The following is an 18,660-nucleotide window of genomic DNA, read 5'->3' on the forward strand; positions in this document are numbered from 1 at the left end:
GCTTCACGGATAGACTTAGGAATGCCCAGCTCAGCTTTAATGCTTTCCAGCCATGCCAGCAGTTTTTCAATCTTAGCGGCGGTACGGTCGCCCGGCGCGCTCAGGCCCAGGTGGTCAGCAATTTCAGCGTAACGACGGCGTGCCTGCGGACGATCGTACTGGCTGAAAGCGGTCTGCTTGGTCGGGTTGTCATTCGCGTTGTAGCGGATAACGTTACAAATCAGCAGGGCGTTCGCCAGACCGTGCGGAATGTGGAACTGAGAGCCCAGTTTGTGCGCCATGGAGTGACATACACCGAGGAAGGCGTTGGCAAACGCGATACCGGCGATAGTCGCTGCACTGTGAACACGTTCACGCGCAACCGGGTTTTTAGACCCTTCGTGGTAAGACGCCGGCAGGTTTTCTTTCAGCAGTTTCAGAGCCTGCAGAGCCTGACCGTCAGAGAACTCAGAAGCCAGTACGGAAACATAAGCTTCCAGGGCGTGAGTCACCGCATCCAGACCACCGAACGCACACAGGGACTTCGGCATATCCATCACCAGGTTGGCGTCGACAATCGCCATATCCGGGGTCAGGGCATAGTCAGCCAGCGGATATTTCTGACCGGTTGCATCGTCGGTCACAACCGCAAACGGTGTGACTTCAGAACCGGTACCGGAAGTGGTGGTGACGGCGATCATTTTCGCTTTCACGCCCATTTTCGGGAACTTGTAGATACGTTTACGGATGTCCATAAAGCGCAGCGCCAGTTCTTCAAAGTGAGTTTCCGGATGTTCGTACATGACCCACATGATTTTCGCGGCGTCCATCGGGGAACCGCCGCCCAGCGCGATAATCACGTCCGGTTTGAAGGAGTTCGCCAGCTCAGCGCCTTTGCGAACAACGGAAAGCGTCGGGTCGGCTTCAACTTCGAAGAAGACTTCGGTTTCAACGCCAGCCGCTTTCAGCACAGAGGTGATCTGGTCTGCATAGCCGTTGTTGAACAGGAAGCGGTCAGTCACGATGAGCGCACGTTTGTGGCCATCAGTAATCACTTCATCCAGCGCGATGGGCAGAGAGCCACGGCGGAAGTAGATAGATTTCGGAAGTTTGTGCCACAACATGTTTTCAGCTCGCTTAGCAACGGTTTTCTTGTTGATCAGGTGTTTCGGACCAACGTTTTCAGAGATGGAGTTACCACCCCAGGAACCACAACCCAACGTCAGGGAAGGTGCGAGTTTGAAGTTGTACAGGTCACCGATACCACCCTGAGAGGCCGGGGTGTTGATCAGGATACGCGCGGTTTTCATCATCTGACCGAAGTAAGCAACGCGTTCTGGCTGGTTATCCTGGTCAGTGTACAGGCAGGAGGTGTGACCGATACCGCCCATAGCGACCAGTTTTTCTGCTTTTTCTACCGCTTCTTCGAAATCTTTCGCACGATACATCGCCAGAGTCGGAGACAGTTTTTCGTGTGCGAACGGTTCGCTTTCATCAACGACCGTAACTTCACCGATCAGAATCTTGGTGGTTTCTGGTACGGAGAAGCCTGCCAGTTCAGCAATTTTGTAGGCTGGCTGACCGACGATAGCGGCGTTCAGAGCGCCATTTTTCAGGATAACGTTTTGAACCGCTTTCAGCTCCTGGCCCTGCAGCATGTAGCCGCCGTGGCTGGCGAAACGTTCGCGAACGGCATCATAGACGGAATCAACAACGACAACAGACTGTTCAGAAGCACAGATTACGCCGTTATCGAAGGTTTTAGACATCAGAACAGACGCCACAGCGCGTTTGATATCAGCAGTTTCATCAATCACTACCGGAGTGTTACCTGCGCCTACGCCGATTGCCGGTTTGCCGGAGCTGTATGCTGCTTTAACCATGCCTGGACCACCCGTCGCAAGGATCAGGTTAATATCCGGATGGTGCATCAGCGCGTTAGACAGTTCTACGGAAGGTTGATCGATCCAGCCAATCAGATCTTTCGGCGCGCCGGCAGCGATAGCCGCTTGCAGAACGATGTCTGCCGCTTTGTTGGTTGCTTCTTTAGCGCGCGGATGCGGAGAAAAGATGATGGCGTTACGGGTCTTCAGGCTAATCAGCGATTTGAAGATCGCGGTAGAGGTCGGGTTAGTGGTTGGAACGATACCGCAAATAATGCCGATAGGTTCAGCAATGGTGATGGTCCCGAAGGTGTCGTCCTCAGACAGCACGCCGCAGGTTTTTTCATCTTTATAGGCGTTGTAAATATATTCAGAAGCGAAGTGGTTTTTAATCACTTTGTCTTCCACGATACCCATACCGGATTCGGCGACGGCCATTTTGGCCAGCGGAATGCGGGCATCAGCGGCGGCCAGAGCGGCGGCGCGGAAGATTTTGTCGACCTGTTCTTGAGTGAAACTGGCATATTCACGCTGGGCTTTTTTTACACGCTCTACGAGTGCGTTAAGTTCAGCGACATTAGTAACAGCCATAATGCTCTCCTGATAATGTTAAACTTTTTTAGTAAATCATCTGCGCGATACGTGAGTATAGACAGATCGACGATACTTTGTATAAATGCCTGAAATTCAGGTGGTTACTTAACGTCCGTTTCGCTCTGATTTACTAAAAGAGCTTCTGCGTTAGTATCATTTAACTCTAACGCGTTACGTCCAGGTGGCGTAAGCAAGATTACTCACTTCTGAGTAGCGATTGTGTGATCTAAATCAAGATTACGCAAAGCTGACACCTTTCAGCAGGCCATTTTAGCCCTTTATGTAAATTGTTAAGAAATCGTTGTCATGAAGAGTAAGTGGATTAGCATAACGAGTACATATAAATAACAGCGATGAATGGATGAAATTAGGTGTAGATAAGAGGTGAACTATGCGAATAAAAGGCGTATCTTCTGCGCGTTTTGATCATTAACGAACATTGACTTCATCCGGCTAACGCTTCGGAGCTAACCGTGATTCAACCGCTTTTTGATTTTCCTGTTTACTTTAAGTTCTTTATCGGGCTCTTTGCGCTGGTTAACCCGGTGGGGATTATCCCCGTTTTCATCAGCATGACCAGCTACCAGACGGCCACGGCGCGTAATAAAACTAACCTCACCGCGAATCTGTCGGTTGCGATTATCTTGTGGAGTTCCTTATTCCTCGGCGATGGCATCCTGCAGCTGTTTGGTATTTCTATTGACTCGTTCAGAATTGCGGGCGGTATCCTGGTTGTCACCATTGCAATGTCGATGATCAGCGGGAAGCTGGGGGAAGATAAACAAAACAAGCAAGAAAAGTCAGAGACGGCCATACGCGAGAGCATTGGCGTTGTGCCGTTAGCGCTACCGTTAATGGCGGGGCCAGGGGCGATTAGCTCCACTATCGTCTGGGGGACGCGTTATCACAGCATCGCGCATTTGCTTGGTTTTTCAGTTGCCATTGCGCTTTTTGCGCTTTGCTGCTGGGGTGTGTTCCGTATGGCGCCGTGGCTGGTTCGTTTGCTGGGGCAAACCGGTATCAACGTTATTACCCGAATCATGGGGTTGTTGTTAATGGCGCTCGGCATCGAATTTATTGTCACAGGAATAAAAGGCATTTTCCCCGGCTTGCTCAACTAAACTCCCACCTGTTGATTTACAGGCGGCGCCCTAAGGGGCCGCCTTGTGACATTCCCAGTGACATTCCCACGTAACACTTCTTACTTTGATAAGCATTCAGCGTTTAAATGATAAAAAATACTAATATAATCTAACGCTATTTATTTTTATTAATCAAACTATTATGAACATTACTGAGTCCGTGAGAAGCGGTAGGTCTGTTATTTTATTCACACCATACTCTGGGGCTTGATGAAGGATTATTGAAATGTTATTAGTTGTTTCAGCTCCATCGTAGATGAATGTGCTAAATAATGAGCATTTGTTAAATTTGTGTGTGTTTTCTGCCGAAGGCATGATCTACGATATGACAGAGAGATGATTTTCTTTCAAGTTATTGATTATAAAGAATAAATCAAAGTTTTTTAACATTCTTGAACTGTTTTTCTGGGCAGGGAATTTTCCATAAAAGAGAATTGGTTAACAAAATTGTAAAATGAATTGGCGGTTCAGAAACGCATTTGATACTTTTCGGCCAAACATTTTGCAGAAGATTTCACATTGTTGATAACTATTTTCATTTAGATGGTTGTCAGAAATAACGTGCGACGTGGGCAGGTACGTCGTATACCGAATCGACGAAAGGCGATCGAACGAATCGTCAGAATAAATAAAGTCGGTGATAGCAAAAGCAGTGACAGACCTGGCAGTACACCACCAGTGCTGCACAGGAACCCTGACGGGATTAAACAGGCTGGTAAAAACCAGTAATTATAATGAGTGGAGTACAAACACAATGTCTAACATCACGAAAAAAAGTTTGATTGCAGCGGGAATACTCACTGCGCTCATCGCCGCCAGCGCCGCGACTGCGGCAGACGTGCCCGCCGGCGTTCAGTTAGCCGACAAGCAAACGTTGGTACGTAATAACGGATCAGAAGTGCAGTCTCTCGACCCGCATAAAATTGAAGGCGTGCCGGAATCGAACGTCAGCCGTGACCTCTTCGAAGGCTTATTAATTAGTGATGTCGAGGGGCATCCTTCACCGGGCGTCGCGGAAAAATGGGAAAATAAAGATTTTAAAGTCTGGACATTCCATCTACGTGAAAATGCGAAATGGTCAGATGGTACGCCCGTCACCGCCCATGATTTCGTTTATAGCTGGCAACGCCTGGCCGATCCTAATACGGCATCGCCGTACGCCAGCTATCTGCAATACGGTCATATCGCTAATATCGATGACATTATCGCCGGTAAAAAACCCGCCACCGATCTGGGGGTAAAAGCGCTTGATGATCACACCTTTGAAGTGACCTTAAGTGAGCCGGTGCCTTATTTCTACAAATTGTTGGTCCACCCTTCAGTGTCTCCTGTACCGAAATCGGCGGTCGAAAAATTTGGCGATAAATGGACACAACCAGCCAATATTGTCACTAACGGCGCTTATAAGTTAAAAAACTGGGTGGTGAACGAACGTATTGTGCTGGAGCGTAACCCGCAATACTGGGATAACGCCAAAACCGTCATCAATCAGGTAACTTATTTGCCGATCTCTTCGGAGGTGACGGATGTCAACCGCTACCGCAGCGGCGAGATCGATATGACTTATAACAATATGCCGATCGAATTATTCCAGAAACTGAAGAAAGAGATCCCGAATGAAGTCCGCGTAGACCCTTATTTGTGTACCTATTATTACGAAATTAATAATCAAAAAGCGCCGTTTAACGATGTCCGCGTGCGTACCGCGCTGAAACTGGCGTTAGATCGCGACATTATTGTTAATAAGGTTAAAAATCAGGGCGATTTACCCGCTTATAGCTACACGCCGCCGTATACCGATGGCGCAAAACTGGTAGAGCCTGAGTGGTTCAAATGGTCCCAGCAAAAGCGTAATGAAGAAGCGAAGAAATTGTTGGCTGAAGCCGGCTTTACGGCGGATAAGCCCTTAACATTCGACCTGCTGTATAACACCTCCGATCTGCATAAAAAACTGGCCATTGCCGTGGCGTCTATCTGGAAGAAAAATCTGGGCGTCAATGTGAATCTGGAGAATCAGGAATGGAAAACCTTCCTGGATACCCGTCATCAGGGCACCTTTGATGTCGCCAGAGCCGGGTGGTGCGCAGATTATAATGAACCGACTTCGTTCCTGAATACCATGTTGTCCGACAGTTCAAATAACACCGCGCATTATAAGAGCCCGGCGTTTGATAAGCTGATTGCCGACACGCTGAAAGTGGCGGACGATACGCAGCGCAGCGAACTCTACGCTAAAGCGGAGCAGCAGTTAGATAAAGACTCGGCTATTGTGCCGGTGTATTACTACGTTAACGCGCGCCTGGTGAAACCCTGGGTGGGCGGGTATACCGGTAAAGACCCGCTGGATAATATTTATGTGAAAAACTTATATATTATCAAACATTAATGGCAAGACATGGGACAACTGCGGTTGTCCCATGGTGTCTTTTTTCATCGCACTATAACTTTCCCTGGCGGATCTTTTGTCACGTCCGGGAAGTAAAGGCACAGGCCAGAAGGTACGGGCAATGTTGAAATTTATTTTACGCCGCTGTCTGGAAGCGATTCCGACGCTGTTTATTCTTATTACCATCTCTTTCTTTATGATGCGCCTCGCGCCGGGTAGCCCTTTTACCGGCGAGCGCGCATTGCCGCCGGAAGTGCTGGCCAATATTGAAGCAAAATATCATCTGAACGATCCCATCATGACGCAATACTTCAGCTACCTGAAGCAGCTGGCGCATGGCGATTTTGGACCATCGTTTAAATACAAAGATTACACGGTCAACGATCTGGTTGCCGCCAGCTTCCCCGTTTCGGCGAAACTTGGCGCCGCCGCTTTTTTACTGGCGGTCATTATTGGTGTCAGCGCTGGCGTGATTGCCGCGCTAAAGCAAAATACGCGATGGGATTATACGGTGATGGGATTTGCCATGACCGGCGTCGTTATCCCCAGTTTTGTGGTGGCGCCGCTGCTGGTGATGGTCTTTGCGATAACCTTGCAATGGTTGCCTGGCGGCGGCTGGAACGGCGGGGCGTTAAAATTTATGATCCTGCCGATGGTCGCGCTTTCACTGGCCTATATTGCCAGCATCGCTCGTATTACGCGCGGCTCAATGATTGAAGTTCTGCATTCGAACTTTATTCGTACCGCGCGGGCAAAAGGATTACCGATGCGCAGAATCATCTTCCGCCATGCGTTAAAACCTGCGCTGCTGCCGGTTTTATCCTATATGGGGCCAGCCTTTGTCGGCATTATTACCGGCTCAATGGTGATTGAAACTATTTATGGCTTACCGGGCATTGGGCAGCTTTTCGTTAATGGCGCGCTCAACCGCGATTACTCGCTGGTGTTAAGTTTGACCATTTTAGTCGGGGCGCTGACCATATTGTTTAACGCCATTGTCGATGTGCTCTATGCCGTTATCGACCCGAAAATTCGCTATTGATACTGGAGCTCGCGATGATGTTAAGTAAGAAAAACAGCGAGACGCTGGAAAATTTCAGTGAAAAGCTGGAGGTGGAAGGTCGCAGCCTTTGGCAAGATGCCCGTCGGCGCTTTATGCATAACCGTGCGGCGGTGGCCAGTCTTATTGTCCTGTTTCTGATAGCCCTGTTCGTGACAGTAGCGCCTATGCTGTCGCAATTTACCTATTTCGATACCGACTGGGGCATGATGTCCAGCGCGCCGGATATGGCGTCCGGCCACTATTTCGGCACTGACTCTTCCGGGCGCGATCTGTTGGTGCGCGTTGCCATCGGCGGGCGTATCTCATTGATGGTCGGGATTGCCGCCGCGCTGGTGGCGGTCATTGTCGGAACGCTGTATGGCTCGCTGTCCGGCTATCTGGGCGGCAAAATTGATTCTGTGATGATGCGGTTGTTGGAGATCCTCAATTCGTTCCCGTTTATGTTCTTTGTGATTTTGCTGGTGACGTTTTTTGGGCAGAACATTCTGTTGATTTTCGTCGCCATCGGCATGGTCTCCTGGCTTGATATGGCGCGTATCGTGCGTGGCCAAACCCTAAGTCTTAAACGTAAAGAGTTCATCGAAGCCGCGCAGGTGGGAGGTGTGTCGACCGCCAGCATTGTGATCCGCCATATTGTGCCTAACGTCCTGGGCGTAGTGGTAGTGTATGCATCGTTGCTGGTGCCCAGCATGATTCTGTTTGAGTCTTTCCTCAGTTTCCTGGGGCTTGGGACGCAGGAACCGTTAAGCAGTTGGGGAGCGTTGTTGAGCGATGGCGCAAATTCAATGGAAGTCTCACCGTGGCTGCTGCTGTTTCCGGCTGGCTTTCTCGTGGTGACGTTATTCTGTTTTAACTTTATTGGCGATGGCCTGCGTGATGCCCTCGACCCGAAAGATCGTTAAGGAGTACAGCCATGAGCTTATCAGAAACCGCAACTCAGGCGCCGCAACCGGCGAATGTACTGCTGGAGGTAAATGATCTTCGTGTTACGTTCGCTACGCCTGATGGCGATGTGACGGCGGTCAACGATCTGAACTTTACGCTTCGCGCTGGAGAAACGTTAGGTATTGTTGGCGAGTCTGGATCGGGGAAATCGCAAACGGCGTTCGCATTAATGGGACTGCTGGCGACGAATGGTCGAATCGGCGGTTCCGCGACCTTTAACGGACGTGAAATTCTTAATCTACCTGAGCGCGAACTGAATACGCTGCGCGCAGAACAGATTTCGATGATTTTTCAGGACCCGATGACCTCGCTAAATCCTTATATGCGCGTTGGGGAGCAGTTAATGGAAGTCCTGATGCTGCATAAAGGGATGAGCAAAGCGGAAGCTTTTGAAGAGTCCGTCAGAATGCTGGATGCCGTAAAAATGCCGGAAGCGCGCAAACGGATGAAAATGTACCCGCACGAATTTTCCGGCGGAATGCGTCAACGTGTGATGATTGCGATGGCGCTGTTGTGCAGGCCAAAACTGCTTATTGCCGATGAGCCTACCACCGCGCTTGATGTTACCGTGCAGGCGCAGATTATGACCTTGCTTAATGAGCTAAAGCGCGAATTTAATACCGCCATTATCATGATTACCCACGATCTGGGCGTGGTCGCGGGTATTTGCGATAAGGTCCTGGTAATGTATGCCGGGCGTACCATGGAATACGGTAAGGCGCGCGATGTTTTTTATCAGCCCGTCCATCCGTATTCGATAGGCCTGCTTAATGCGGTGCCGCGTCTGGATAGCGAGGGGGCGGAAATGCTGACGATTCCGGGCAATCCTCCCAATTTATTGCGTTTGCCTAAAGGTTGTCCATTCCAGCCGCGTTGTCCTCATGCGATGGAGATCTGCAATAATGCGCCGCCACTTGAAGCGTTCAGTCCTGGTCGCTTGCGCGCCTGTTTTAAACCGGTGGAGGAACTGCTATGAATGCTGTGATTGAACAACGTAAAGTTCTCCTCGAAATCGCCGATCTGAAAGTACATTTTGATATCAAAGAAGGGAAGCAGTGGTTCTGGCAACCGCCGAAAACCCTGAAAGCGGTGGACGGCGTTACGCTACGCCTGTATGAAGGCGAAACGCTGGGCGTGGTGGGCGAATCCGGCTGCGGCAAGTCGACGTTTGCGCGCGCCATTATTGGTCTGGTGAAGGCGACAGACGGTAAAGTCGCCTGGCTGGGAAAAGATCTGTTGGGCATGAAAGCGGATGAGTGGCGCGAAGTGCGCAGCGATATCCAGATGATTTTCCAGGACCCGCTGGCGTCACTCAACCCGCGAATGACGATTGGCGAAATTATCGCTGAACCGCTGCGCACTTATCATCCTAAGCTTTCGCGCCAGGACGTGCGTGACCGCGTGAAAGCCATGATGCTAAAAGTGGGGCTGTTGCCGAATCTCATCAACCGTTATCCCCATGAATTTTCCGGGGGGCAGTGCCAGCGCATCGGTATCGCCCGGGCGTTGATCCTGGAACCTAAGCTTATTATTTGCGATGAGCCGGTGTCGGCGCTGGACGTTTCTATTCAGGCGCAGGTGGTGAATTTGCTCCAGCAGTTACAGCGAGAGATGGGGCTGTCGTTGATTTTTATTGCGCACGATCTGGCGGTCGTAAAGCACATATCCGATCGTGTCCTGGTGATGTATCTCGGTCATGCGGTAGAATTGGGCACCTATGATGAGGTGTACCATAATCCACTGCATCCTTATACCAAAGCGCTGATGTCGGCGGTACCGATTCCCGATCCCGATCTGGAGCGAAATAAGAAGATACAATTGCTGGAGGGCGAATTACCTTCGCCCATTAACCCGCCTTCCGGCTGCGTGTTCCGTACACGCTGTCCGATAGCCGGGCCAGAATGCGCGCAAACTCGACCGGTGCTGGAAGGGAGTTTTCGCCATGCCGTTTCCTGCCTTAAAGTAGACCCGTTATAATCGCAAGGGCTGACAATTCGTCAGCCCTTCTTTTAGGTGAGGTTACCGTGTCACTTTCTTTGTCGTCGGTTCGCCGTCGTCTTTATCATAATCTGTTCGATTTGACTACGCGCTCAGGTCGCCGTTTTGAAGGGTTATGCGCGCTGTTTGCGCTGCTTAGCGTACTGGTCATTTTTGTTGAATCAGGCGTAGGAACGGAATATCACCTGACATTTGATGAATGGCATATTTTTGTCTGGCTGGAGCTCTGCGTTACCCTGATATTTACCGGTGAATACTTGCTCAGACTGTTTAGCTGGCCCGAACCGGCAAAATACGTTTTTAGTTTCTGGGGATTTATTGATCTGGTGACGATTTTGCCGCTGTACGTCATGTGGCTGTGGCCGGAAATTAGCCTGAACTATATGTTTGCCTGGCGTGCTATGCGAGCGATTCGCGTGCTGCGTATTCTTAAACTGCTACGCTTTATGCCATCCCTGCGCGTATTCTGGAGCGCCATTATTAGCGCGCGTCATCAGCTTATTCTGTTCTATTCATTTATTGCGATCGTGATGATTATTTTCGGTGCCCTGATGTATCTTATTGAAGGACCGAAATATGGCTTCACGACGCTTAATGCCTCGGTGTATTGGGCGATAGTGACAGTCACAACCGTGGGGTACGGTGATATTACGCCGCATACGCCGCTGGGACGTATTGTCGCGTCGGTGCTTATTTTGATTGGTTATTCGGTGATTGCGATTCCTACAGGACTGATTACCACGCACATGAGCAGCGCGTTTCAAAAACGTCACTGGCAGCGAAAATGTCCGCAGTGCCAGCAAAGCCAGCATGAACATAGCGCGCAATATTGTAACCGATGCGGCAGTAAGCTACCGGATTAAACAGGCTTGCCGGAGGGCGCAATCAGACGCCATCCGGCCTGAACCGCTTATTCGCGCCAGAGAATATGGCACAGCTTGTGGTCCTTTTCCCGGCACAGCAGAACGCGGGCGAAAATGTCGTTAATTTCGCCGTCTTCGGTATCCGCCAGGCCAATTACCACCTCGGCAAAAAAGTCTGGATTCAGGTCAAAATCGACGTGCTCTTGCCAGTCTTCAGCGGGATCAAACAACTCCGCGCCGCCGCGCTCCTCGAATTGCAAATTGAACAGAATGATATCAGCCGGATCAAGATTATCCGCCGCCAGCTCAAGAAAAATATCGTAAGCCTGCTCAAGCGTTTCGTCTTCAGTCAGGCGATTGTTCAGATCCATTTCCATAGTGACTACCTGTTTACTCATGTTGGTCACGTTTTACAGCAATGGACTAAAGAAGTAAAACAATCGCTCGGTAATACGCTGCCATAACGGACGTTTTACCCACAAACGCGCATCTAACAGGCGGGAGCGCGAAATATAATCGTCCTGTACCGCAGCCAGATCGGCGCCGAAACCCGTATCATCAATGACCAGCGTAATCTCGAAATTAAGCCACAGGCTACGCATGTCGAGATTCACGGTACCGACCAGGCTCAGTTCGCCATCGACCAGCACGCTTTTGGTATGCAACAGCCCGCCTTCGAACTGATAGATTTTCACGCCCGCCGCCAGTAACTCGCTGAAAAAGGCGCGACTGGCCCAGCCGACGAGCAGTGAATCATTTTTACGGGGCAGGATAATACTGACATCCACGCCGCGCTGCGCAGCGGTACAAATAGCGTGCAGCAGATCGTCGCTGGGGACGAAATATGGCGTGGTCATAATTAAATATTCGCGCGCAGCATAGGTGGCGGTTAATAGTGCCTGGTGAATGAGATCTTCCGGAAAACCAGGACCGGAAGCAATGGTATGAATGGTATGCCCGCTGGCCTGCTCAAACGGCATAATATTCACATCCGGCGGGGGAGGCAGAATGCGTTTACCCGTCTCGATTTCCCAATCGCAGGAGTAAACAATCCCCATTGCTGTCGCCACGGGACCCTCCATCCGCGCCATCAAATCGACCCATTGTCCAACGCCGGCATCCTGTTTGAAAAAACGCGGATCCACCATATTCATACTGCCGGTATAGGCGATGTAATTGTCAATCATCACCATTTTACGGTGCTGGCGAAGATCCATACGGCGTAAAAAGACGCGCATCAGATTCACCTTCAGCGCCTCTACGACTTCAATGCCAGCGTTACGCATCATGGCCGCCCAGGGGCTGCGGAAGAAAGCGACGCTACCCGCGGAATCCAGCATAAGCCGGCAGTGGATGCCACGGCGGGCGGCGGCCATTAACGATTCAGCGACCTGATCCGCCATGCCGCCTGGCTGCCAGATGTAAAACACCATTTCGATATTATGCCGCGCCAGTTGGATATCGCGAATAAGCGCCTGCATGACATCATCGGAGTCGGTAAGCAATTGCAACTGGTTGCCTTTGACGCCCGCAATCCCCTGACGTCGTTCGCACAGCTTAAACAAGGACGATGCGACGCTACTGTTTTCTTGCGCGAAAATGTGTTTACAGGCTTTGAGGTCATTCAACCATTTGGCGGTAGACGGCCACATGGCGCGGGCACGCTCGGCGCGACGTTTGCCTAAATGCAATTCGCCCACGGACAAATAGGCGATGATCCCGACCAGCGGAAGGATATAGATGATTAACAACCAGGCCATTGCGGAGGGAACTGCGCGCCGTTTCATTAGAATACGTAATGTGACGCCGGCAATGAGAACCCAGTATCCCAAAATGACCAGCCAACTCACCACGGTGTAGAAGGTTGTCATAACTTTAAAAATCCTTTAGAAAGCGTGTTGTTAAGAGTTTACGCGTCAGGATTCACATGGCAAATAAAAACACGGGAAAAGCGCTGGTCTGCATCCGGCGAGGGGGTATAATGGCGCTTCTGTTACAGTGAGAGTCGTAAACATGAAGCGTAGTAGAACGGAAGTGGGGCGCTGGCGAATGCTACGTCAGGCGAGCCGCCGTAAAGCGCGTTGGCTTGAAGGGCAATCACGCCGTAATATGCGTATCCATACCATCAGGAAATGCATCTTTAATCGTCAGCGTAATTCATTACTCTTTGCGATTCACGGTGTGTGAGCCAGAAAGGGCACCGTATGCGGTGCCCAACAGGCCATCCTTTTCAAAAGATCTTCTTATACGGTTTGACCGAAACCTGCGCATAGACGCCCGCTGCGACGTAGGGGTCCGCATCAGCCCAGGATTGCGCCGCTTCTAAAGATTCAAATTCAGCAATCACCGTTGACCCGGTAAATCCAGCTACTCCAGGATCGTTACTGTCCACTGCGGGCATCGGCCCGGCAGTTAATAATCGCCCTTCATCATGCAGAAGTTGCAGGCGCGCCAGATGCGCGGGCCGTACCGAGAGGCGTTTTTCAAGCGAGTTGGCATTGTCCTGAGCGTAAATAACATACAGCACGGGTAGAGCTCCTTAATCGGTAAAAGTTGCTGATTACGTTATTGGAAAGGGCATTTAACTGCAATGTAAAGATACCGACTTTGTTAAACATGCACATTTTGTGTGGTGTTTTTGTGCGATATCATCTTTTAAATGCCGCTATCAACAATGCCTTATTGAATATGATTGCTATTTGCATTTAAAATTCAGCTCTGGTTTTTCAACTGAAACGATTATGACTTCAATGACCCTTGATTTACCTCGTCGCTTTCCCTGGCCGACACTCCTTTCCGTAGGCATTCATGGTGCTGTAGTGGCAGGTTTGCTCTATACCTCGGTACATCAGGTTATTGAATTGCCTGCGCCAGCGCAGCCTATCACGGTGACAATGGTTTCACCCGCCGACCTGGAGCCGCCCCAGGCGGTTCAGCCGCCGCCGGAGCCGGTGGTTGAACCCGAACCGGAGCCAGAGCCGATCCCTGAACCGCCTAAAGAAGCGCCCGTGGTGATTGAGAAACCCAAACCTAAGCCAAAACCCAAGCCGAAGCCGAAACCGGTGAAAAAGGTTGAAGAGCAGCCGAAGCGCGAAGTCAAACCGGCTGCGCCGCGTCCTGCCTCACCGTTTGAAAATAGCGCCCCGGCGCGGCCAACAAGCAGCACCGCGTCGGCGACCAGCAAGCCGGCGGTGAGCGTGCCCACTGGACCTCGCGCTCTGAGCCGTAACCAGCCGCAGTATCCGGCGCGAGCACAGGCGTTACGTATTGAAGGCCGCGTAAAGGTGAAGTTTGACGTGACCTCTGCTGGGCGAGTGGAAAATGTACAGATTCTATCCGCGCAGCCAGCCAATATGTTTGAGCGTGAAGTTAAGAATGCGATGCGAAAATGGCGCTATGAAGCAGGCAAGCCGGGTTCCGGGCTGGTGGTCAATATTATCTTCCGTCTGAACGGTACGGCGCAGATTGAGTAATCTCTGGCGCCGCCAGCCAGGAATATACCATCACCTGCTGGCGGCGTAAGCGGGTATACTTAACCCTGAACCGGGAGCGGGCGAGGTTTACCGTCCGGATCGACGGCGACATAAATAAACAGCGCCTCGGTGGCCTTGTAGCGCTGTCCAATTGGTTCTGACGCGACTTTTTTCACCCAGACTTCAATATTGATGCTAATAGACGTCGTACCGCGTTTAACGCAGCGCGCGTAGCAACATACGACATCGCCAACCGCGACGGGGCGCAGAAATGTCATTCCTTCCACGCGTACGGTTACAACCCGACCGTGCGCGATCTCTTTGGCCAGTATCGCGCCGCCAATATCCATTTGCGACATCAGCCAGCCGCCAAAAATATCGCCGTTCGCATTGGTATCGGCAGGCATGGCCAATGTACGTAAAACCAGCTCGCCCTGAGGAGTATTATCCATTGTTGTCATTGTAAAACCGACTATCAGAAAAAATTACAGCCGCGATGCTACTATGAATTTTGTGTGGAGAATAGTGGGAATAAAGGTACTGACGGGAAAGCGCAGGGCGTAAAGGTGGAGAAAATATCGCCAGGCGTTCGCAGTCTGGCGATGATAAGTCACGGGAGGGTTATGATTTATCTTCCTGTGGCAGATGCCGGTAGATATAGACGCCGCTCAGCAGGGTAAAAATGAGCGTCAGCGCCGTGAGTCCAAAGACCTTAAAGTTGACCCAGATATTTTGCGGCAACCAGAAGGCGATATAAATGTTAGCCAGACCGCACGCAATAAAAAACAGCGCCCACGCCAGGTTCAGCTTTGACCAGACCTGCTGCGGCAACGCCAGTTCTTTACCTAACATACGTTGGATTAACGGTTTTTTCATCACCCACTGGCTTATTAACAGCGCGCCGGCGAACAGCGCATAAATAACCGTCACCTTCCATTTAATAAATTCATCGTTATGGAAGAAGAGCGTCAGACCGCCGAAGACGGCAACCAGAACAAAGGTAATCAGCGCCATCTTCTCTATTTTCCGATAGCGCACCCAGCTATAAATCAGCACGATTGCCGTCGCGACAATCAGTGCGGAGGTCGCCGCATAGATGTCATAAAGTTTATAAAACGCAAAAAAGACAACCAGCGGTAAAAAATCCAGAAACTGCTTCATTCTTCGATTCCATCATCAACGAGCGTCGAATGCGCCGCGTAACGGCGCATTGCGGATTATTGGCGAATCAACATATACAGGCGGAATAAGTAGATAAGCAATACTGCGGAAATCAGATTGCTCAACGTATTCGCCAGTACAGCGCCTACATTTGGGGTCAGTACAGCGAAGCTGGGCGCGAACAGCAATAGCAACGTTTTAGCCAGTAACCAGCCTATCACCGCGGGCGCGACCAGTCTCATGTTAGCCCAGGCTAAACGCATACTGCTGCGCATTGCGGCAAACACGCCCATTTTCTCTTCAACCAACATCACTGGCGCAAGCGCCAGCACAATGGCCATAATAATCCCCGGAACGACAATCAGCATTATACCGATTTGCACTAACAGGGTAGTCAGAAAAATAAGAATAAACAGTTTAGGCAATACAGGGGCGCTGGCGCCGATAGCGCGCAGCGCGCTAACCCGATGTCCCGCTGAAACTAACTGAATCATCAGGATGATACCGCCGGCCAGAATAGCGTTGCCGATAAGCCCGGAAAACGTCGAGGCGGCAGAGGCGCGCAACAGGATCTGCTGCTGCTCCGGCGTCATATTTTGTACCAGCTCAAACAGGCCAGCGCTGCCTGCCAGATGTTCTCCTTCACTGAGTTGCGCGATTTGCGCATCGCTGGGTGAAAAGGCATGACCTAAGACCACCGTGATAAATGCGCACAGCAACGAAACCAGCAAGATAGTAATAAATTGATTTCGGAAAAAATTTCCGGCGTCACGGTAAACGGACTTCGCCGTGATAGACATGCACTCTCCTTGAGTTTTGCAGGTGTTAATTTGCGGGCAATTGTACCCTGGATAACTCTACAGTGGCAGCATCAGCAGTTGTATGGAAAAGCATATCTTTGTAAAGCGGCGGTAATCCGTATCGCGCGCGGGCGCGATTACACGCCTCATTCACTTCGCCTCCTTCGCCCGATATCGAAAATTCGCGACAGGTTGAAGGGCGGTTTTCATAAATAGCGCAACTGACGTTTTCACCCGGCGTGCCAATTAGCGCTTTACAGTGCGGCTGTTTTTGGTTGGTACCGGCCATACAACGTAAAAAAGGGGTAACGGGCTCGGTTAATGACGCCGGAACGCGTCCGCTGGCATCGTCGCCTTCAGCCCAATAAAAGGAGACACGAAAATAGGCACAACAGGCACCGCATGTCATGCATGGGTTAAGAACGCTCATGATTCACCTGCAAAAAACTCACGTATCAATAGATTACAACGGAAATTAATCTGTCCCGCAGTGTTCGCGAATCTTAACGCCACGCGCCATTGCGGGACATTGATTACCTTAGCCAGCCTTTATCGCCAGGGCAACAGGAGCAGACAAATATTTGCATAGCGTGAATATGTCAAAATTGATCTGAATTCCTATAACCAGGATTTTCAATACAAGTTCTAAATTAATCTGGATCAATAAATGTTAAATTATAAGAACAAATGTGATCTGTGTTAGATCACTTATTACTTCATTGTGGGTATATTCATCACGCTTTTATAACCATAACGATGGAGCGGGTATGAAAAAATTTACAGTGGCGGCACTGGCGTTAACAACTCTTCTCTCAGGCAGCGCGTTCGCGCACGAAGCCGGAGAATTCTTTATGCGTGCAGGTCCGGCAACCGTCAGACCTACAGAAGGGGCGGGTGGTACGCTGGGGCATTTAAACGGGTTTGATGTGAGTAATAACACGCAACTCGGCCTGACATTCACTTACATGGCGACGGACAATATCGGGGTTGAATTGCTGGCGGCTACGCCGTTCCGCCATAAGGTGGGTACGGGCGCGACGGGCGATATCGCCACGGTTCACCTGTTACCGCCAACGTTAATGGCGCAGTGGTACTTCGGCGATTCCAGCAGCAAAGTGCGTCCTTATGTCGGCGTGGGGGTGAACTACACCACCTTCTTCGATAACGACTTTAACGATAATGGTAAAAATGCCGGGCTGTCCGATCTGAGCTTTAAGGATTCCTGGGGCGCGGCAGGGCAAGTTGGGGTAGATTACCTGATTAACCGCGACTGGTTAATTGGCGCCTCTGTCTGGTACATGGATATTGATACTACCGCCAATTATAAAATGGGCGGCGTTCAGCATCATGACAGCGTGCGTCTGGACCCATGGGTATTTATGTTCTCGGCAGGCTATCGTTTCTAATCGCGTGATGTTGTGACGAAAAAAGACCCCGCCAGGCGGGGTCAAAAAAGGACATGACACACGGATTTTACTTGTCGGAACTCACTTGTCTTCTTTCGGTTCGCCGCAGCCTAGTTCTGCGCCAGTGAGAGGATCAACGGTGGGGTCCGATTTCGTTCTTTCTGCCATCGCTTTGAGCAGCGCCAACTGCTCGCGCGGCAATTTCACTGTCGCCAGACCATCGCCGCCATCAACAGCAGGCATCGGTTCTGCGACATAGTTGAAGTTCTCATCGCTATTCCAGCTACCTCGCGGATCGTCGCCTTGCGACATGTTGTAGTACACGTCGGTATACTGTTCTACCGGCGGTAATTTACCCGGCGGGAAGTTGTTACGAATCGAATACAGCGCCTTTTCAAAAGAGAGCTGGTGCGCGACTTCACGGGTCATTAAGAAACTGAGCGTGTCTTTTACGCCAGGATCGTCAGTCAGGTTAATCAGGCGTTCATAAATAATCTTCGCTCGCGCCTCTGCCGCGATGTTTGAGCGTAGATCGGCTGTGACTTCGCCGATAGTATCAATATAAGCCGCAGTCCACGGTACGCCGCCGGAGTTCGTCAACGCAGGGCCGCCGCCATACAGCAGAGAGGTGATATGGCTGTCATTACCATTCTGCGTCAGTGAGCGATAAAGTTCCGCTTCGCTTTCGATGCCTTCCGCCAGCTCGCCTTTAGCGCCTTTATTAAGCATTCCTACCAGTGAGCCGATAATTTCCAGATGACTCAGCTCCTCGGTGGCGATGTCCATTAACATCTCTCTACGACCGGCATCATCATCGCTTAAACCTTGCGTGAAGTAGCGGCAGGCGGCCGCCAGTTCGCCCTGCGGGCCGCCAAACTGTTCCAGCAGCAGGTTCGCTAATCCAGGATTAGGTTCGCTCACTCGCACAGTATATTGAAGTTGTTTTACGTGTCGAAACATATTGCCT

At 50.7% G+C, this 18,660-nt stretch carries 19 protein-coding genes; 10 read left to right on the forward strand and 9 right to left on the reverse strand.

The genetic code is table 11. From position 1 onward, the window contains the following. The coding region (gene adhE / locus ABVM99_RS00005; RefSeq protein ID WP_393926474.1) for a bifunctional acetaldehyde-CoA/alcohol dehydrogenase at nt 1–2,453 on the reverse strand (2,453 nt) is incomplete at its 3' end. A 476-nt stretch (nt 2,454–2,929) separates the two neighbouring features. On the opposite strand from adhE, the gene ABVM99_RS00010 reads away from it, so the two are divergent. The 7 genes from ABVM99_RS00010 (at nt 2,930) to ABVM99_RS00040 (ending at nt 10,853) form a co-directional block, all read left to right on the forward strand. Continuing rightward, complete coding sequence (locus ABVM99_RS00010; RefSeq protein ID WP_000615840.1) at nt 2,930–3,577, forward strand: YchE family NAAT transporter; 648 nt, start codon at nt 2,930–2,932, stop codon at nt 3,575–3,577. A 775-nt stretch (nt 3,578–4,352) separates the two neighbouring features. Next, nucleotides 4,353–5,984 (forward strand): oligopeptide ABC transporter substrate-binding protein OppA, encoded by a 1,632-nt coding sequence (gene oppA, locus ABVM99_RS00015; RefSeq protein WP_001521098.1) that lies wholly within the window; start codon nt 4,353–4,355, stop codon nt 5,982–5,984. 121 nt (nt 5,985–6,105) lie between these two features. Next, nucleotides 6,106–7,026 (forward strand): oligopeptide ABC transporter permease OppB, encoded by a 921-nt coding sequence (gene oppB, locus ABVM99_RS00020; protein ID WP_000911097.1) that lies wholly within the window; start codon nt 6,106–6,108, stop codon nt 7,024–7,026. Between the two features lie 14 nt (nt 7,027–7,040). After that, nucleotides 7,041–7,949 (forward strand): oligopeptide ABC transporter permease OppC, encoded by a 909-nt coding sequence (gene oppC, locus ABVM99_RS00025; protein ID WP_000979653.1) that lies wholly within the window; start codon nt 7,041–7,043, stop codon nt 7,947–7,949. An 11-nt stretch (nt 7,950–7,960) separates the two neighbouring features. Further along, a complete protein-coding gene (locus ABVM99_RS00030) occupies nt 7,961–8,968 on the forward strand; it encodes an ABC transporter ATP-binding protein (protein ID WP_000058857.1) in 1,008 nt (335 codons plus the stop codon). Then, nucleotides 8,965–9,969, forward strand: a complete 1,005-nt coding sequence (gene oppF, locus ABVM99_RS00035; protein WP_000994696.1) for a murein tripeptide/oligopeptide ABC transporter ATP-binding protein OppF — start codon at nt 8,965–8,967, stop codon at nt 9,967–9,969. The genes ABVM99_RS00030 and oppF overlap by 4 nt, the downstream gene beginning before the upstream one ends. 47 nt (nt 9,970–10,016) lie before the next feature. After that, nucleotides 10,017–10,853 carry an ion transporter gene (locus tag ABVM99_RS00040; protein ID WP_000059074.1) on the forward strand — a complete coding sequence of 279 codons (837 nt, stop codon included), beginning with the start codon at nt 10,017–10,019 and terminating at the stop codon, nt 10,851–10,853. Between the two features lie 47 nt (nt 10,854–10,900). Here the strand turns inward: ABVM99_RS00040 and ABVM99_RS00045 are convergent, their stop codons facing one another. Continuing rightward, complete coding sequence (locus ABVM99_RS00045; RefSeq protein WP_000425070.1) at nt 10,901–11,230, reverse strand: HI1450 family dsDNA-mimic protein; 330 nt, start codon at nt 11,228–11,230, stop codon at nt 10,901–10,903. A gap of 33 nt (nt 11,231–11,263) precedes the next feature. Further along, entirely contained in the window at nt 11,264–12,724 is a 1,461-nt protein-coding gene (gene cls / locus ABVM99_RS00050) for a cardiolipin synthase (RefSeq protein WP_000206886.1), read from the reverse strand. A 142-nt stretch (nt 12,725–12,866) separates the two neighbouring features. Here cls and ABVM99_RS00055 point away from each other — a divergent pair, with 142 nt between their 5' ends. After that, a complete protein-coding gene (locus tag ABVM99_RS00055) occupies nt 12,867–13,040 on the forward strand; it encodes a YciY family protein (protein ID WP_001531561.1) in 174 nt (57 codons plus the stop codon). Between the two features lie 43 nt (nt 13,041–13,083). Here the strand turns inward: ABVM99_RS00055 and ABVM99_RS00060 are convergent, their stop codons facing one another. Continuing rightward, entirely contained in the window at nt 13,084–13,380 is a 297-nt protein-coding gene (locus ABVM99_RS00060; protein WP_000967605.1) for a YciI family protein, read from the reverse strand. Nucleotides 13,381–13,603: 223 nt separating this feature from the next. Between ABVM99_RS00060 and tonB the strand changes: the two genes are divergently transcribed. Next, a complete protein-coding gene (gene tonB / locus ABVM99_RS00065; protein WP_001517937.1) occupies nt 13,604–14,326 on the forward strand; it encodes a TonB system transport protein TonB in 723 nt (240 codons plus the stop codon). Between the two features lie 59 nt (nt 14,327–14,385). On the opposite strand, the gene yciA is transcribed toward tonB, so the two are convergent. The 4 genes from yciA to ABVM99_RS00085 all read right to left on the reverse strand — a co-directional run bounded on the left by yciA (nt 14,386) and on the right by ABVM99_RS00085 (nt 16,717). Further along, nucleotides 14,386–14,787 carry an acyl-CoA thioester hydrolase YciA gene (yciA, locus tag ABVM99_RS00070; protein ID WP_000210317.1) on the reverse strand — a complete coding sequence of 134 codons (402 nt, stop codon included), beginning with the start codon at nt 14,785–14,787 and terminating at the stop codon, nt 14,386–14,388. A gap of 160 nt (nt 14,788–14,947) precedes the next feature. After that, nucleotides 14,948–15,487 carry a septation protein A gene (locus ABVM99_RS00075; protein ID WP_000808682.1) on the reverse strand — a complete coding sequence of 180 codons (540 nt, stop codon included), beginning with the start codon at nt 15,485–15,487 and terminating at the stop codon, nt 14,948–14,950. Nucleotides 15,488–15,543: 56 nt separating this feature from the next. After that, nucleotides 15,544–16,287: a YciC family protein gene (locus ABVM99_RS00080; RefSeq protein WP_023195912.1), complete on the reverse strand. Its 744-nt coding sequence runs from the start codon at nt 16,285–16,287 to the stop codon at nt 15,544–15,546. Nucleotides 16,288–16,312: 25 nt separating this feature from the next. Continuing rightward, nucleotides 16,313–16,717, reverse strand: coding sequence for a YkgJ family cysteine cluster protein (locus ABVM99_RS00085; protein ID WP_000114955.1), 405 nt, complete (start codon nt 16,715–16,717; stop codon nt 16,313–16,315). A 337-nt stretch (nt 16,718–17,054) separates the two neighbouring features. Here ABVM99_RS00085 and ompW point away from each other — a divergent pair, with 337 nt between their 5' ends. Next, on the forward strand, nt 17,055–17,693 hold the full coding sequence (ompW, locus tag ABVM99_RS00090) for an outer membrane protein OmpW (RefSeq protein WP_000714799.1): 639 nt from the start codon (nt 17,055–17,057) through the stop codon (nt 17,691–17,693). An 81-nt stretch (nt 17,694–17,774) separates the two neighbouring features. Here ompW and ABVM99_RS00095 read toward each other — a convergent pair whose 3' ends face one another. Next, nucleotides 17,775–18,653 carry a manganese catalase family protein gene (locus ABVM99_RS00095; protein WP_000488345.1) on the reverse strand — a complete coding sequence of 293 codons (879 nt, stop codon included), beginning with the start codon at nt 18,651–18,653 and terminating at the stop codon, nt 17,775–17,777. Nucleotides 18,654–18,660 lie beyond the last annotated feature (7 nt).

Source organism: Salmonella sp. SJTUF15591 (genome assembly GCF_043356435.1).
Lineage (GTDB): Bacteria > Pseudomonadota > Gammaproteobacteria > Enterobacterales > Enterobacteriaceae > Salmonella > Salmonella enterica.